Source organism: Syntrophomonas sp. DTU019 (genome assembly GCA_913757435.1).
Classification (GTDB): Bacteria; Bacillota; Syntrophomonadia; order Syntrophomonadales; family Syntrophomonadaceae; genus DTU019.
The window spans coordinates 185,337-200,857 of record CAJYDM010000004.1; the positions used below are offsets into that span (position 1 = coordinate 185,337).

The following is a 15,521-nucleotide window of genomic DNA, read 5'->3' on the forward strand; positions in this document are numbered from 1 at the left end:
CTTGAACCGTCCCCATGCCTTCTGTTTTAACTGCTGGGAGGGAGAATCATGAAACCATTGATTCAGGTGTGCGGAGATCCCACCGTAGATTGGTTCCGCATTCATAACGAAGATATAACCGTGCGCGGCGGAGTGTATTACTGGCAAGGCCATGGAGAGAATAACCGGGTGGGGCTCAGTTCTCAACCGGGAGGCTATGCACTGCTGAGCCAAGTGCTGCAGGCAATGACCCCAGCAACAACGGCTACTGTGGAAGGTGCCCGATTGGCAGATGACCTGCTCAACCGTCCCAAAGACCGCCGGATCACCACCTCCTGGACCTTGTGGAAAGAATTTTCCAATCTTGCAGACCATGGCAAAGCCTACCGGCTGTGGAAATGGCATGAGTTTGAACCGGCCAAGTGGGATTACCGCTCGGCGCAACTGCAAGGCCATCCAGATCTGTTGTTAATACAAGACAGCGGGCTCGGTTTTCGTAATTGCGAAGCGGGCTGGCCGGAGTGTCTGTCACTTTCAGCCCAGGCAGCACGGCCTTCGCAACTAATAGTAAAACTGGGCCAGTACCATGATGGCCAGGCCAACCCTCTACTAGATCGTATTGAGCAGTTGGGTTTGACCAATCGCACCATCATCCTCAGTTCTCTGAGCGATCTACGAGCCTCTGCGGTTAAGGTCAGTTCTTCACTGTCCTGGGAGAAGGTGTTAGAAGAAGTGGTCAGTGCGGTGCTTAGCCCGCAGGGGCCATTCCTGGATGCAGCCCGGAATACAGTTAAATACCAGCAAGTAATAATCCCCATCAGCCTGAGTGGAGCAGTTGTGGTGGAAAGGGACTCTCATACCCTGATCTTTGACTGTAATGGGCAGGAGGGCGATTTTCTAACCCAATACCCCGGTCAGATTATTGGGGATAATACTTGTATTTTAGCGGCCCTGGTTGCTAGCTGGGCAGAACAGGGGGATCACACCGTTTGGATCAAAGCTGCCCTGACAGGGGTTGAACTGGCCCGGTTGCTGCAGATCACAGGCTACGAAGTGGTTGAGCGCAATCAGCACAAGCATTTGCAGTTCCCGTATCACACCATCGCCTCGGCTTTCCGGGAGTTGAGCAGAGACCGTACTGGAGCGATCACACGGCCGCATCTTTCGGCCATAGGAAATCTAGCGGTGTTTGTGGATGAATCCCGTTCCGCATTATTTAACCCAGGCCGCTGGACTATTTTAGAGAACACTCTGTTGAAAAACCAGACCCCCGGCTGCTTAGAGGATCCAGAATGTATCAGTTCGGTGAATGATTGTGCCAGGAATGTAGTGGTATACGGACCGCAGCAGGCTTTGCAGGGAGTTCCGGTTGAGATGATCGGGGGTTGGAGCAGTGCTGACCGTCAAGAAATTGAAGGGGTGCGCGGGGTAAACAACGCTATGCGTGAATACTGCAGGATTAAGAACCCCGAAATCCCTTTATGTGTAGCAGTATTCGGCCCGCCTGGTTCCGGCAAGTCATTCGTCATCAAAGAGATAGCTCGTGGGTTGGGCATCGATGACAAGGCGCAGCTTACCTTCAACTTATCGCAATTCGCTTCCCCAGCTGAACTGCAGAATGCTTTCCACCAGGTGCGCGATCTTAATCTCCAGGGGAAAATGCCCCTGGTCTTCTGGGATGAATTCGACACTCCTTGTGCGGGTCTGCCGCTGGGCTGGCTGCATTACTTCCTTGCCCCCATGCAAGACGGTGAATTCACTTATGAAGGTTTGTCACGTCCACTGGGAGGGGGGATTTACGTTTTCGCCGGGGCTACCCGCCATTCATTCGCTGAGTTCAGCGGCGGTGACAGCCCTGAGGACCGGGCTGCCAAGAAACCTGATTTCGTCAGCCGTTTAAGGGCATTCATCAATATCAAAGGCATCAACGGCAATCCCAATTTAGTTGAAGACCGCCTGTATGTGATCCGCCGTGCCTTCATCCTCCGGCAGTATCTGGAGGCGAACGCTCCCCACCTTAAGACCGGGGGGCAATTCGAAATCGAACCGAGTGTATTGGACGCCTTTTTGCTGATCAGCCGTTACTGGCATGGAACACGTTCTATGGAGAATCTGCTCAAGATGAGCAGCCTGGCAGATAAGCGCAAATATGAATTATCCAGCCTGCCTCCTGATCACATCCTGGAAATGCACGTCAATATGAAGGAGTTTAACGATCTTACCAAATTGGGCCATCGTGAGTTGCTGCGTATTGGCATCACCGGCCATGTCAACTTGGATCCGGAGGAAACCGAGACTTTGACCAAATCAATTGACAAAGTGATAAGGTTCCTGGATGAACAATACCCAGCCCATTACCTGACGGTTTTTTCTCCGCTGGCGGCCGGGGCTGACCGCTTGGTGGCGCGGGAATTATTGAAGTTTGAAACCGCCCGGCTTATTACCGTGCTGCCTTTTGCCCGCCAGGCTTACCTGGAAACCTTTGGTTCCAGCGATGATTACCGACTTGACTCAACCGGGGCAGAACTGCGCAGTGAGTTCCGCTATTGGATTGACAACCGGGCCATTGAAGTGATCGAGATGCCGCCCACCCCGACGCGCCGCCAAGCATATCTAAAAGCGGGACAATTCATCGCTGAACACAGCAATGTCATCATCGTGGTCTGGGACGGCAACCGCCACAAATATGCTTCGGTGACCGCACAGGTGGTGGCTCGGGCTGAAGAACTGAAGATTCCCATCTGTCATATCTGGGCTCAGAATTTCAGGGAAGAATCCTGCCAGGCTAATGTCAAATCCCGTCAGGGCGAGATCCGCTATAAAAACTTTCCCGGGCAACCTCCTGACGTGTGGACCAGCATTGCGGCTGAATAAAGCAGTAAATGAGGCATGGGAGGCATGGGGACGGCAGATCGATGGGACGGGTTCTTTGCCTGGTTTTCTCCGAAAAACCAGGCAAAAGAACCGTCCCCATGCCTCCTGCATCGTCCCCTGGTGTCGAAATGCAATAAATTAAGAACCATCGCCGAGCGTCCCAAGTGTCTCTAGAATTCACAGGAGCGGACGGTGCGGGGGAAGGGTATCACGTCGCGAATGTTGCTTACCCCGGTGAGATACATGATGAGTCGTTCAAATCCTAATCCGAAGCCGGCGTGTTTCACTCCCCCATATTTGCGCAGTTCCATATACCACCACATCTCCGCAGGATCGATACCTATCTCCTCCATGCGCCGCCGCAGAAGTTCTTCGCGCTCCTCCCTCTGGCTGCCCCCGATCAATTCCCCTACCCCAGGAACCAATAAGTCCATGGCGGCCACGGTCTTTCCGTCGTCGTTGTGGCGCATGTAAAAAGCCTTGATGTCTCGAGGGTAGTCGGTCACGAACAGCGGACGATTGAATATCTTTTCGGTCAGATAGCGCTCATGCTCGGTCTGCAGGTCATTTCCCCAGGCCAGCGGATAGTCGAACTGCTGGCCCGATCTGGACAGTAAATCCACTGCCTCGGTGTAGCTGACCCGGCCGAACTCCTGACTCAACAGTCCCGACAGGCGTGCTTCCAATTCTTTATCGACGAACTGGTAGCAGAATCGCATCTCCTCGGGGGCGTTGTCCAGAACATATCTGATAACGTATTTGACCATATCCTCAGCCAATCTCATATCATCAGTAAGGTCGGCGAAGGCCATCTCCGGCTCTATCATCCAAAATTCTGCGGCATGGCGAGCGGTGTTGGAATTTTCAGCACGGAAGGTAGGCCCGAATGTGTACACGTCATGGAAGGCCAGAGCAAATGCTTCAGCTTCCAACTGCCCGCTCACGGTAAGATTGGTTTTGCGGGCGAAGAAGTCCTGACTGTAATCAACTTCTCCATCATCGTTCAGAGGCGGCTTTACAGCCGGTAAAGTGCTGACCTTAAACATCTCTCCGGCCCCCTCAGCGTCACTGGCAGTTATGATGGGGGTATGCACGTAAACAAAGCCACGCTGGTGGAAGAAATCGTGGATGGCATAAGCGGCTATGGAGCGGATGCGAAAGACGGCGGAGAAAAGGTTGGTGCGGGGGCGCAGGTGGGCCACCTCGCGCAGATACTCCCGGGTGTGGCGTTTCGGTTGGATGGGATAATCCTCGGGGGCATCACCCTCCAGGATGACCTCGCCAGCTTTGATCTCAAAAGGTTGTTTAGCATCAGGGGTCAAAACCACAACTCCCCGCACCGTGACTGCACAGCCTACCCTAAAGCGCGACACCGCATCGAATTGACTCAGGCTGTCTTTTTCGTATACTATCTGCACTGTATTGAAGTGGGTGCCATCATTAAGTGCTATGAAACCGAAGCTCTTCTGACTGCGGTTGCTGCGCACCCATCCGCTGAGTTCGACCTGCCGTCCCTCTAGATCTGCACTGCTGCGCATCAATTGTCTGACCAAAACCTTGTCCATGGATCAACCCTCCGTAAGTACTATAATGTTTTTTCATTCACCCTTTATTATGACTTATCACCAGAATTTTCAAACCCCTTAAACCGCGCAGGCAACGAAAGATCCGGGAAACCGCCCGGACCTCTCGCAGCAGTGAGATTATCGTGGGACTCTAGTAGTTTACTGTCGACAACTTCCTGATCAGCCTGCAACGCTGCCAGCACGGCTGTTTAATCATCATAGATCAGAGCCTTCCCGATCCTGCCATATGACGACAGGGGCCTCTGCGGCTATTACCGGTTGGAAACTTCTACCACCTTGCCTTCCCAGGTCTTCAGAACTGCTTTTTCTTCATCCAGGAGCATGATGTGATTGGGCATAAGGGGGATTTTACCCAGACCGCCGGGAGCATTTACTATATAGGTGGGCACTGCCAGGCCTGAAGTGTGTCCACGCAGTGAAGCTATGATTTCCATGCCTTCTTGAATAGTGGTCTGAAAATGGCCGGTGCCCTTGACGTCCTTGGCATGAAAGATGTAATAGGGGCGCACTCTTATTTTCAGCAGCTGGTGATTGAGCTTCCTCATAATGTAGGGACGGTCATTTATGCCCCGCAGCAGCACCGCCTGATTGCCCAAAACCGCGCCAGCCGCAACTAACCGGTCACAGGCCCGTTTGGCCTCGGGGGTCACTTCCAGAGGGTGGTTGAATTGAGTATTGATATAAATAGGCGGATATTTCCGGATAATATCACATAATTCCGGAGTTATGCGTTGGGGCAGAGTCACCGGAGTCCTGGTGCCCAGTCGGATCATTTCCACATGGGGGATATTGTATAGCCGACCCAGAAGCATATCCAGCATGTGGTCGCTCAACAAGAGAGCATCACCGCCAGTTATAAGCACGTCCCTGATCTCACGGTTGCTGGCTATATATTCCAGAGCAGCCATGATATCTTCCCGGCAGGCATGCTGGTCGGTCTCACCGATATTCCTTCTTCTCTGACAATGACGGCAGTACATGGCACACTGGTTGGTGACATTAATAATCAGGCGATCCGGATACCTGCGGGTGATGCAGGGGGCCGGCGAAGTCAGGGCTTCATTCATGGGATCGAGACTGCCCCCAGGCAGGAGTTCACGGGTATCAGGCACTGCCTGCCGAAATATCGGGCAGTTTTCGTAATCTTCATCAATCAGACTGAGATAATAAGGTGATATGGCCCAGCGATATAGCTGGCTGACCCTGTCCACCTTTTTCCTCTCCAGATCGCTCATACCCAGAATCTCTGCGAGTATCCGGCTGTCGCGGATGCGGTGCGCAAGTTGCCATTTCCAGTTATCCCAATCCTGGGGCGATCCCCCGATGATTGCCTGTATACGCGATTTGCGTCTGGCGATAGCAGCCGCTATGCTGTTTTCATCTGGCCATTGGCTGAGAAACTGCTGGTATGGTTGTGCGTCATCCCTGAGGACGCTGCTCCTCAATAATGACTGATGGCGGTGGTTGATGTTCCCTGTTTCTCTCATGTTGGCACTCCTCTCTCCAGGTTTGTGGCAGGAATGGCACATCGGAAAAGGGCCGAGAATCAACAAAGACCAAAGGAAGGTCCTTTGGTCAGAAATGCATCAACCTCGGATTCCCTTTCAGCGCTTACGAGGTTAGCTGACGGGTTCGGGGCAAGGGACCCCCTACCGATTGCCGGATTCACCCCAAATATTGGTTCCCCCGTTTTCCCATTACGGGAAATTCAGCGCAGTTTTGACGAATCATATTTGACCGATATGGTGGTTCCTCCCTTCGCCCAAATCGCTTATCAATACGCTCTATACTTAGGGCGACTTTGTATACATTAATATTAACTTTTAAATGTGGCAGAAATCAGGCAGGGCCGATAGCTATACCTCCCCAAATATCGAGGCTTGTTCTGTCTTAATACATTTTTGCCACATAATTATTATATGCTTGATCTGAGCATATGCTACAATTTATTTGACATTATGGAGATTACTGATGCAAACCATATTTGTAGTTGATGATGAAGAGAATATCTGCCAACTCATCAAAAGGTATCTGCAGAGCGAAGGCTATGGAGTAGAGTGTTTTGCCAGCATCGAGGCACTGAACAAACGGCTGCGGGTAGGCTATCCGGATATGTTCATCCTCGACATCATGCTGCCTGGCCAGGATGGTCTGGAGTTCTGCAAAGAGATGCGCCGGCACAGCAAGGCGCCGGTGATTTTTATCTCCGCCCGCCGCCGGGCCCTGGATCGCATCATTGGACTGGAGATGGGCGGTGACGACTACCTGGCCAAGCCGTTCAGCCCGCGTGAGTTGGTAGCCCGGGTGCGATCTGTATTCCGCCGCACCATGCCCCAAAATCCAGCTTCGGCATACAGAGAATGCGGGAATTTGAAGCTGTTTCCCTCCGACCGCCTAATAACAGTGCATGATCAAGCGATAGAGGTCACCACTCGGGAATTCGATCTGTTATCATTATTGATGCAACATCCGCAGCGCACTTTTAACCGCCAGGAACTCCTCGACCGCGTATGGGGCTATGATTATGACGGCAGTGAGCGTGCGGTCGACGACGTAGTCAAGCGGTTGCGTAAGAAACTTAAGGCCTGTGGTTCTGACACCACAGTCAAAACCATATGGGGTTACGGGTACAGATTGGATGGGCAGATTAAAAAGCATCTCCAGTAGGGTCCTACTAAGCTATATGGTGGTGGTCTTGATAACTTTCATCATGACCACCCTGGCCTTTTATCCCATACTTGTAGGGGTTTTGGAAACCCGTGCCCAGATTGGCCTGGAAAAACAGGCCTGGGAGATTGCTTATATCGTGGGCAGCCGCCAGTCCGAACTCCTAAACCCGGAAGCGGGCCTGCCTGCTTCCATACTTGTCTTAGGGCGTTCCGTGGAAAGCAATTATATGGTAGTCGGCCCCGACAGCCAAATCGCCTTTAGCAGCAAACCCCAGGATTTTCCGATAGGACAGAACCTTTCCGACCTTCCTCATCAGCTGCGCGGTCAGCAACTCATGAACCCGACCCGGGCCAATATTTATCGCAGCGAAAATCATTTGGCGGTCGAGGTTCCAATCGGTGCAAATTCTGAGAGCAGCGGCACTGTGATTGCTTTCGTGGACTTGCAAACCCTGCAGGCCATGTATTTTAAGACCGTATATTCAATATTGGGCAACCTCTTCATCGCCTTGTTCAGCGCATTAGTGATCGCCTATCTGTTGATCGGCTATATTACCAGGCCTTTGCAAAACCTGGAAAACTATGCAAAAGCTGTGGGCAACCGGCAGTTTGATATCAAACTGGATACCCGCTCCAGTGATGAGTTGTCGAATTTGGCTGAGGCGTTCAATCAAATGGTAGAACGTCTAAAGATTTATGATGAGAGTATTCGTCAGTTCTTTCAGCATGCTTCCCATGAGATGAAGACCCCCTTAATGAGCATCAATGGTTATGCCGAGGGCCTCCGTGACGGACTTTTCGAAGGCTCGGCCCAACAGGAGGCCATCGATGTGATCCATAAAGAGAGCCTGCGTCTCAGGGACATAGTCGACAACATGATTGATATCACCATATTGGATCAGCCGCACCGCAACTATTTCCTGCCTCATTATCTTATTTATATAGCGGAGAGTGCTCTGGAATCGGTGGGCGGCTATGCCTTGGACCGCAAAGTCGCTGTGAAGGCGGACATAGCCGATAGTATCATAGTGGTAGGCGATTGGGACCGCCTGATGAGTCTTTTAATCAACCTGCTTTCCAATGCTATCCGCCACGCCAAGAGCAGTGTCACCATCAGGTCACAGGCCATAAACGGAGGTAGACAGGCGCAGATCACCGTTGAGGACGACGGCAGCGGTTTTTCCGCGGAGGACCTTAGCTATGCCTTTGAATATTTTTACACCCGGGCTGAAGGATCAGGACTCGGTCTGGCAATCGCGCGTAAAATAGTGGATGAGCATGAGGGGACGATCGAGCTTATGAATCTATCAGGCCAAGGGGCCTTGGTAAAAGTCATCCTCCCCGGAGTCCCCGATGATGCAGCAGGCCTGATTTAAGCCGTCTAAGACCGGAAGCAGGCACTCATCCCGCACCCCGATAAAGAGATTTTTGTCAGAATTTATCAGGGACTGTAAAGCCCTCCAGAAGCCGCGGCCTTCCAGTTCAATGGGGCCGATCTCATCCAGGAAGATGTACCTCAAGCAATCGTCAGCCAGCATCTCCTCCAAAGCCTTCTCCCCAAATTCGAAAGCCTGTCTGGAAAAAACAAAAGGCCCAAAGTTGAAACTATCCTTAAACTGGCCTCGGTAGTGGCCGGCTAACAGGGCCAGGGTCTTTTTTTCTCCATTAGATAAGCGCTGCAATTCATAGCCCATAAAGGTCGAGCCCTGGTACAGCTTGCAGCTTATCAGGCCGTCAGCCCGAGAGCCGTGGCAATTCTGATAGAATGCCGCCATACGGGTGCTTTTGCCTGAATTGACGGGTCCGCTGACGATATATATCATATGTGCTTTAATCGCCCCCGATTACTAAATTAGTCGCTGCACGCCTATTGCCAGCAGCAAGGCCAGGCATGCATAAGACGGCTTGATCTCCAAGGTTCTGACTCTGAGTTTCGACGGCTTGCATAGAAAAGCGTATATCAACACGGTGTTGACCGCACTTTCCCACAACAAAAATTTCATTGCTATAGCGGGGCCATTAGTAACCAGACCAGCCGGAAGGCCAAATAAGGAGATCACATACTGATCGACTAAAAAAACTGCCCGCCATAACAGAGGCATCGCCAGAACACTGGTCAAGGCAAGCCTAGTTCCCGATCTGCCGTAATAATGCAGAACCACTCCCACCGCCAGACCTTCCAGAATTATGGCCACGGCCGGGTTGATTACGAATATCGGTGTTAAGCCCGGCAGCAAAAGGTCGGTCAGCTTAATGAAAGCTGCCACCATGGCAACGAAAATGACTGTCCAGGCGTTTCCGGTTCTGTCATAGGCCTTTTTCATAAAAAAGAACGCCACCGGAAACATGATCAGGCCGGGCAGCCCGGGTATAAGTATGGCCGCCATATGGATCACGTAGCCCAGGGTGGTTTCGGTTAGGCCCCAAAGTGAGCCCCAGAACAGAATCGACCAAATCGTCTTTCTAATAATTACTCAGCTCCTTCAAGGAAAAATAATCCATAATACTAGAGGGCAGCGTTAAGGCGCCATTAGCGGAAGCCACATAATCATTAAGACTGATCAGGCCCGGTAAATCTCTTGCAGCGCCCCACCCGCGGTGGTTGTTCGTACTGCTCTGATTGAGCCCTTCCATACAAAATATGGCACACTTATACGATGGCGGTGACGCGGCGGGTTCCGACCTTTCCGTAGTATTGTTAAATTATAGTCGCTGACGGGAATAGATATGCAGGTTAAATCACGCTCATCATCGATCGAATTGCCGCAAGCCCGTTTATGGTCTGTTCGCTGGGTCTCTTGCCTCATTGTGGTTGTGCCACTCGACCAGATTTGTTGAGTCTCCTTCAGTTATGGTTATCTACGAAATCATTCAATGTGCGAAACGCCGCTGGATACGGTGATAATCTTCCATAGTGTCGATGTCCATCAGGATGCCCGGGCTATCGACCTCGGTATACATGCACCCCTGCGCGCTGATGAAGCGTTCCAGGCTCTGGTAGTCCCCCTGCATGATTTGAGGGATCAGGGTGCTGTGCATTAAGACCGGGTGCCCGGGACGGTCATTAAAGCGGGGCACAACTATGGGGGCATCGATTTGCAGCATCTGTTTAAATACGGAATGGTTTATGCAGGGGCAGTCTCCCGGCATGAAGAAAAAGCGCGGGGCTCTGACATGGATCAGGCCGGCTTTCACTGAGGTGAACATGCCTTGCTGATAGGAGGGGTTGTATATCATTTCCACTTCCCGATACTGGCACAGGATTGTGGCCAGGCTCTCCCGATAATGCCCTACCACTACATAAACGCAAGAGCAGTATGGCAGCAGGCTCTCTACCGACCTGGCCAAAACCGACTTTCCTCCCAAGTCCAGCTCCAATTTGTTAAATTCCCCGATACGTTGGGATTTTCCGGCAGCAGCGATTACACCTTCGACCATGCGGCCTCCTTCTCCATGGTTAAAACAATCATTGCTCGACCCTCACCCGGTGGATTAATTCTATATCTATTCGGCAGGTCTGTCTCACTATCCTCTGAGCAGCAGCGGAATCGCGTAATCGGCTGGATGGCTTGAAATAACAACTCCTCCCCCGCTGGTAGCATAGCAGCGGAAATATCGATCCATACTGATTTAAGCAGGGGATTGCCAGTTGTGCAGCGAAATCTGATGAAGTAAATCGAAACCAGGGGGGTAATGTTATGGTCGACCCCGGCAAAGGACGGCTGACCGCCATCCTTATGATAATTATGTCAGCCCTGGCGCTAGGGGCGGCATTGAGCGGCTTAGCCTATCCCCAAATCTATGGGGATACTCTGAATAAAGGCCTATTGCCTGGCACTTTTGCGCAGGATGTGATTTCAGTTCCAGCTGCTCTCATTCTGGCCTTTATGTCTATACGGTTCTTGAAACGCCAGCGTTTCAAGAGTTTTATCATCATGCTGGGCTTGAGCGCCTATTTCTTCTACGCCTACGGCCTGTTCACCATCAGCGGGAATTACAACCAGCTTTACCCTCTGTATCTGCTTATATTCGCTCTGGGAGTATACAGCCTTATCCTGGGTCTTACCAGTTTTAAGGCTGCTGCAGTAGTGCAGACCCAACTTCCTGCCTGGCTGCGCCGAGCCCTGGCTGCTTTTTTCGTATTAATAGTAGTGGTATTCGTTTCCCTGTGGCTAGCCATTCTCCTCCCCGCATCGGCTGCCACAGTACAGCCTGATGCATATGCGGTCCTGGTGCTGGATCTGGCAGTGGTTATGCCTGCACTGGCCATCACCGCCTACATGCTGTGGTTCAGCATCCCCTTTGGCAACGTGCTGGCCGGGGTGGCCTTGCTCAAATCCATGACTCTTATTTTATCAGTAGCCTTGGGTACCGCCGTGGCCCCCCTGTACGGACTGCCTTTGGACTATCCTATGCTGGGCATCTATTGCCTGGTGGTGCTCTTCAGCCTTTTCCTGGGTACCTTCTATATGCTGAATCTTATACGAAAATGCTAACGGCCAAACCAATGTCTACAACTGACGGCAGTCAGCATTACCATAACCAGCAACAAAGGCAAGAGGGTTTTGATTCTGCTGTTGCTGCGTCCCCCCGTTGTAAATTAGTGATGCTATTATTGGTTGATGTGATTTGTACTAGGTGACCTTTCATGTGGATGTTTGTGAAGGAGGCATTCGCCAGCAGTGCTGACAAAGTCATCATGCAACGGATTCTGTGACGGGATGGCAGAGGGGCGCATAGGATCATGGTATAAGAGCCGTTATCTCCATGAGCAGATTTTTCTTTCCGCGTAATCGATGGAAACGAATAGACAGAAGCCGATGAAGCTCAACACCAGTATGCCAGCATACATGTCAAGATAATTAACGCGCAGCCAGGCATCCATAATGAAAAACCCCATGCCGTACTGAGTGCCGAAGGTTTCTGTGAAGAACAAGATGGATATAGCCGTTCCCAGGGCCAAGCGGGTGGCGGTCAAGACCTCGGGTAAGGCGGCCGGGGCGATTATTTCGGTAAAAATCTGCATCCGGCCCGCACCCAGCGACTGCAGCGAGTAGAAAGTCTGGGCGGGAATGTCCCGGACCGCGTCACGGGCGGTGATGATGATCTGAAAGACAATTATCAACACGATCATCACTATTTTAGAGGTCTCGCCCAGGCCAAACAACACCATGATCACCGGCAACAGGGCGATCTTGGGAATGGGATAGGCAAAGTACATCAAGGGAGCCAGAATGCGATCCCATTTTTCAAAATAACCCATCAAAAACCCCAGAGGAACCCCGATGAGAAATGAAATAGCCACGCCTTCCACAATGCGCATCAGACTATAGGCCACATGGATAGCCATTCTGTCCGGAAATATTACTCCGATCTGAACGAAAACATCGATCGGGTTGGGAATAATCGGCCGGTCCATACCTATAGCCAGCAGATACCAGGCTGCCATCAGAATCAGACCACCCAGGAGGGCTCCGCGAGTTTTTTCCCGTGAAAACATATTACTCACCCACGCCTGATTTTAATATATCACAAACCATAAAACCACAATTTTCAACCAATCTGCCAAAATAAAGTGCAACAACTACTGCGCTATCCAGGAAAGCGGTTGACCGGTTGCAGTATAATGGCAATATGAGAACTACTATCCATTGCACCACTTCAATAACAATGCTGATCATGTTAATGGTGACCATCCTGCTGGCGTTATCGGGATGTATGATGCCGGCTCAGAGCAATAATCCTGCCCCGGACGGGCGGCCTTCGCAGTCGTCCCTGCCGGATGGGACCGATAATGTTCCTGAAGCGACAAGCCGACCGACCCGGCCCGACCCCTCCAGTTTGCAAACCGCGCGGGTGGTAGACATCACGGATGGGGATACAATTCGGGTGAGACTGCAAGATAAAGTAGAAAAGCTGCGCCTCATCGGGGTCAATTCTCCGGAATTGAGCCACCCCACCCGCGGCGAGGAGCCTTATGCCCAGGCGGCTCGCGAATACACCCGCCAGAAGCTTTCCAATCAAACGGTACTCTTGGAATTTGATGTACAGCAAAACGATCAGTACGGGCGGCTGCTGGCTTATGTGTGGCAGGATGAGGAAATGTTAAATATGACTCTGCTCAAAGAGGGCTACGCCCAAATGGTGACCTTCCCCCCCAACCTCAAATATGTGGACTTCTTCCGCAGCGCGCAGCGCGAAGCTATACAAACTGAGCGGGGTCTGTGGGGCCTCAAAGACGACCTGGGCTCATCTGCCAGCAGCAAAGGGGCTTTCCTGGGAAGCACCAGTTCTAACAAATATCATTTCCCGGAATGCGACTGGGCCCAACGGATCGCCCCCTCCAAGCAGGTGTGGTTCCAATCCCGGAGCGAGGCTGCCCTGACCGGGTATGAGCCCTGCGGAACTTGCAGCCCGTGACGCTGTCGGCCTCATGCCCGCAGCTCAAAATGAAACAGACTCAGTATTTATGAGATAATCGATAAGGTACTGCCGGCTCTCATAGGCCGGATATATTGTAAACGGAGCATTGTAATGTTGTTGCCTAAAGCCAAGAATCTTAGCGGCGATTTATCGGGTTCGATTGGAGACCTGGGCACTTTTCTGCCCTACGTGATCGGGGCCATCACTGTAGCCAGCTTGGACATCACCAGCGTCCTGGTCATGGTCGGCCTAATGTACCTCTTCACTGCCTGCTATTATCGCCTCCCGGTGCCGGTCCAGCCCATGAAAGTCATCGGGGCGGCCATCATCGTGCACCATTTCACGGCCGCCCAAGTGGCGGCCTCAGGGCTCCTTATCGGCGCCTTCTTGCTGTTCATAGCCGTGACCGGGTTGATCGAAAAGATTGCCCGGATCACCCCGGTGGCGGTTACCATGGGCATACAAACCGGACTAGGCATCAGCCTGGCAATGCTGGGAATTAAGATGACCGGCACCGACTGGACACTGGGTATACCCATTCTGCTGGTGATGCTGCTCTTGATGAACAACCGCTATCTGCCGGCTTCCATTGTGGCCTTGGTCGGAGGGACCGCGCTGTCCCTGTATTTGCATCCAGAGATCGATCTACCCGTATTGATCTGGCAATTCAACCTGCCCCAACCGATCTGGCCGGCGTGGGCTGATTTCAACCAGGGCTTCTGGCAAGGTGCCCTCCCGCAGCTGCCGTTGACCTTGACAAATTCCGTCCTGGTAATCGCATATTTGGCCAGCCAGCTCTTCCCGGATTCCTCCCAGCGGGTCACCTACAATAACCTCTGCCTGACCCTGGGGATAGGTAATCTCATCGGCGCCCCGCTGGGGATGATCCCCATATGCCACGGCAGCGGCGGTTTGGCGGCTCACTACCGCTTCGGGGCGAGGAGTGGATATGCGTTGGTCTTTATTGGTTTGGCACTGCTTTTCATAGGTTTGTTTCTGGGCTCGTCGGGACTGCAGTTGCTGCAGATCATCCCCCAGGCGGTTCTGGGAGGGATGTTGTTCTACAGTGGGCTGGACCTCATTAAGCCCATCAAGACTGAAGACCATAATGAGATGTTCATATTCGCTTCCGTGGTGGTTTTGAGCATAGCTATAAACCCCGCCATCGGGTTTGTGGCCGGGCTGTTGATTTTCCTATTATCCAAGCGATTTGAAGTTATTTTGTAGGCCTATCCAGATGATGAGCATTTTGCGGTGCGGAAAGCCTTTCTCTGAGGTGGCTGGCCATGAGATGGTATTCATCCTTTGAACGCAGATCTTCCATCATGAAACAAGGATTTTCAATGTTCTCTAAGACTCTGCCCGGGGCCGACGACAGAACAACTATTTTGCTGCCCAGGTAAAGGGCTTCATCAACGCTGTGGGTAATAAAAACCGTGGTAACTTTATGCTCTTTCCATATGTTCAAGAAAAGCTCCTGAATCTCTTCACGGGTTATGGCATCCAGGGCGGAAAAAGGCTCATCCATAAGGAGCAGGTCGGGTCGCATCACAAATGCCCGGGCTATGGCCACACGCTGCTGCTGCCCGCCGCTCAGCTCCTTGGGATAGCGTTTGAGTAAATCGTTTATGCCCAACTGCTCAAAGATATAGCTGCTGTAATCATCCAGCCCATAACGGTCTTTTTTGATCTTCAGGCCGAGCATAGCATTCTGGTATACTGTCTTCCAGGGAACCAGTCCATAGTTCTGCAGGATCAGCCCGATGCGCTGCGTCTTGGGGTCGATGGCCCGCCCGTCTATAGAGACCTCCCCGCCATATTCCTTATTGATGCCTGATAAAACATACAACAGCGTAGATTTGCCGCAGCCCGAGGGACCTATGAAGGTGTAGATCTCTCCACTTTCGATATCGATGTTGAGGTTTTCCAGGGCAGTGATGTCCTGGTTTTGCCACTTATAGTAGACCGACAAATCCTTTATCTTTATCAC

General features: G+C 51.9%; 13 protein-coding genes and 1 riboswitch. Of the genes, 6 read left to right on the forward strand and 7 right to left on the reverse strand.

Annotated elements, in window-relative coordinates; genetic code table 11:
- Positions 1-48: 48 nt before the first annotated feature.
- Positions 49-2,853, forward strand: coding sequence for an ATP-binding protein (locus tag AC15IQ_RS11510; protein WP_483179297.1), 2,805 nt, complete (start codon positions 49-51; stop codon positions 2,851-2,853).
- A gap of 170 nt (positions 2,854-3,023) precedes the next feature.
- On the opposite strand, the gene asnS is transcribed toward AC15IQ_RS11510, so the two are convergent.
- The gene (gene asnS / locus AC15IQ_RS11515) at positions 3,024-4,418 is read right to left on the reverse strand and encodes an asparagine--tRNA ligase (RefSeq protein WP_483179298.1); all 1,395 of its coding nucleotides are present in this window, start codon (positions 4,416-4,418) and stop codon (positions 3,024-3,026) included.
- 272 nt (positions 4,419-4,690) lie between these two features.
- Positions 4,691-5,926, reverse strand: a complete 1,236-nt coding sequence (locus AC15IQ_RS11520) for a KamA family radical SAM protein (protein ID WP_483179299.1) — start codon at positions 5,924-5,926, stop codon at positions 4,691-4,693.
- Between the two features lie 107 nt (positions 5,927-6,033).
- A riboswitch (cyclic di-AMP (ydaO/yuaA leader) is annotated at positions 6,034-6,163 on the reverse strand.
- Positions 6,164-6,410: 247 nt separating this feature from the next.
- Here AC15IQ_RS11520 and AC15IQ_RS11525 point away from each other — a divergent pair.
- Both AC15IQ_RS11525 and AC15IQ_RS11530 read left to right on the forward strand, forming a co-directional pair.
- Entirely contained in the window at positions 6,411-7,106 is a 696-nt protein-coding gene (locus tag AC15IQ_RS11525; protein WP_483179300.1) for a response regulator transcription factor, read from the forward strand.
- On the forward strand, positions 7,078-8,484 hold the full coding sequence (locus tag AC15IQ_RS11530) for a sensor histidine kinase (protein ID WP_483179301.1): 1,407 nt from the start codon (positions 7,078-7,080) through the stop codon (positions 8,482-8,484). Before AC15IQ_RS11525 ends, AC15IQ_RS11530 begins: the two co-directional genes overlap by 29 nt.
- On the opposite strand, the gene AC15IQ_RS11535 is transcribed toward AC15IQ_RS11530, so the two are convergent.
- The 3 genes from AC15IQ_RS11535 to AC15IQ_RS11545 form a co-directional block, all read right to left on the reverse strand.
- Complete coding sequence (locus tag AC15IQ_RS11535) at positions 8,416-8,931, reverse strand: nucleoside-triphosphatase (RefSeq protein ID WP_483179302.1); 516 nt, start codon at positions 8,929-8,931, stop codon at positions 8,416-8,418. The genes AC15IQ_RS11530 and AC15IQ_RS11535 overlap by 69 nt on opposite strands.
- Before the next feature lie 24 nt (positions 8,932-8,955).
- Complete coding sequence (locus tag AC15IQ_RS11540; protein ID WP_483179303.1) at positions 8,956-9,495, reverse strand: hypothetical protein; 540 nt, start codon at positions 9,493-9,495, stop codon at positions 8,956-8,958.
- A gap of 484 nt (positions 9,496-9,979) precedes the next feature.
- On the reverse strand, positions 9,980-10,546 hold the full coding sequence (locus AC15IQ_RS11545) for a nucleotidyltransferase family protein (protein ID WP_483179304.1): 567 nt from the start codon (positions 10,544-10,546) through the stop codon (positions 9,980-9,982).
- Positions 10,547-10,806: 260 nt separating this feature from the next.
- Between AC15IQ_RS11545 and AC15IQ_RS11550 the strand changes: the two genes are divergently transcribed.
- Positions 10,807-11,604: a hypothetical protein gene (locus tag AC15IQ_RS11550; RefSeq protein WP_483179305.1), complete on the forward strand. Its 798-nt coding sequence runs from the start codon at positions 10,807-10,809 to the stop codon at positions 11,602-11,604.
- Positions 11,605-11,867: 263 nt separating this feature from the next.
- Here the strand turns inward: AC15IQ_RS11550 and AC15IQ_RS11555 are convergent, their stop codons facing one another.
- A complete protein-coding gene (locus tag AC15IQ_RS11555; RefSeq protein WP_483179306.1) occupies positions 11,868-12,608 on the reverse strand; it encodes an ABC transporter permease in 741 nt (246 codons plus the stop codon).
- A 134-nt stretch (positions 12,609-12,742) separates the two neighbouring features.
- On the opposite strand from AC15IQ_RS11555, the gene AC15IQ_RS11560 reads away from it, so the two are divergent.
- Both AC15IQ_RS11560 and AC15IQ_RS11565 read left to right on the forward strand, forming a co-directional pair.
- On the forward strand, positions 12,743-13,528 hold the full coding sequence (locus AC15IQ_RS11560; RefSeq protein WP_483179307.1) for a thermonuclease family protein: 786 nt from the start codon (positions 12,743-12,745) through the stop codon (positions 13,526-13,528).
- Between the two features lie 114 nt (positions 13,529-13,642).
- Positions 13,643-14,758 (forward strand): putative sulfate/molybdate transporter, encoded by a 1,116-nt coding sequence (locus tag AC15IQ_RS11565; protein ID WP_483179308.1) that lies wholly within the window; start codon positions 13,643-13,645, stop codon positions 14,756-14,758.
- Here AC15IQ_RS11565 and AC15IQ_RS11570 read toward each other — a convergent pair.
- Positions 14,748-15,521, reverse strand: a complete 774-nt coding sequence (locus tag AC15IQ_RS11570; RefSeq protein WP_483179309.1) for an ABC transporter ATP-binding protein — start codon at positions 15,519-15,521, stop codon at positions 14,748-14,750. The genes AC15IQ_RS11565 and AC15IQ_RS11570 overlap by 11 nt on opposite strands.

Excerpts from the sequence above, each read along its gene's own strand:
- AC15IQ_RS11535 (WP_483179302.1), bottom strand. The coding sequence starts at position 8,931 with ATGATATATATCGTCAGCGGACCCGTCAATTCAGGCAAAAGCACCCGT.
- AC15IQ_RS11510 (WP_483179297.1), top strand. The coding sequence starts at position 49 with ATGAAACCATTGATTCAGGTGTGCGGAGATCCCACCGTAGATTGGTTC.
- AC15IQ_RS11555 (WP_483179306.1), bottom strand. The coding sequence starts at position 12,608 with ATGTTTTCACGGGAAAAAACTCGCGGAGCCCTCCTGGGTGGTCTGATT.
- AC15IQ_RS11540 (WP_483179303.1), bottom strand. The coding sequence starts at position 9,495 with ATGGCGGCCATACTTATACCCGGGCTGCCCGGCCTGATCATGTTTCCG.
- AC15IQ_RS11545 (WP_483179304.1), bottom strand. The coding sequence starts at position 10,546 with ATGGTCGAAGGTGTAATCGCTGCTGCCGGAAAATCCCAACGTATCGGG.
- AC15IQ_RS11520 (WP_483179299.1), bottom strand. The coding sequence starts at position 5,926 with ATGAGAGAAACAGGGAACATCAACCACCGCCATCAGTCATTATTGAGG.
- AC15IQ_RS11560 (WP_483179307.1), top strand. The coding sequence starts at position 12,743 with ATGAGAACTACTATCCATTGCACCACTTCAATAACAATGCTGATCATG.
- asnS (WP_483179298.1), bottom strand. The coding sequence starts at position 4,418 with ATGGACAAGGTTTTGGTCAGACAATTGATGCGCAGCAGTGCAGATCTA.
- AC15IQ_RS11565 (WP_483179308.1), top strand. The coding sequence starts at position 13,643 with ATGTTGTTGCCTAAAGCCAAGAATCTTAGCGGCGATTTATCGGGTTCG.
- AC15IQ_RS11550 (WP_483179305.1), top strand. The coding sequence starts at position 10,807 with ATGGTCGACCCCGGCAAAGGACGGCTGACCGCCATCCTTATGATAATT.
- AC15IQ_RS11530 (WP_483179301.1), top strand. The coding sequence starts at position 7,078 with ATGGGCAGATTAAAAAGCATCTCCAGTAGGGTCCTACTAAGCTATATG.
- AC15IQ_RS11525 (WP_483179300.1), top strand. The coding sequence starts at position 6,411 with ATGCAAACCATATTTGTAGTTGATGATGAAGAGAATATCTGCCAACTC.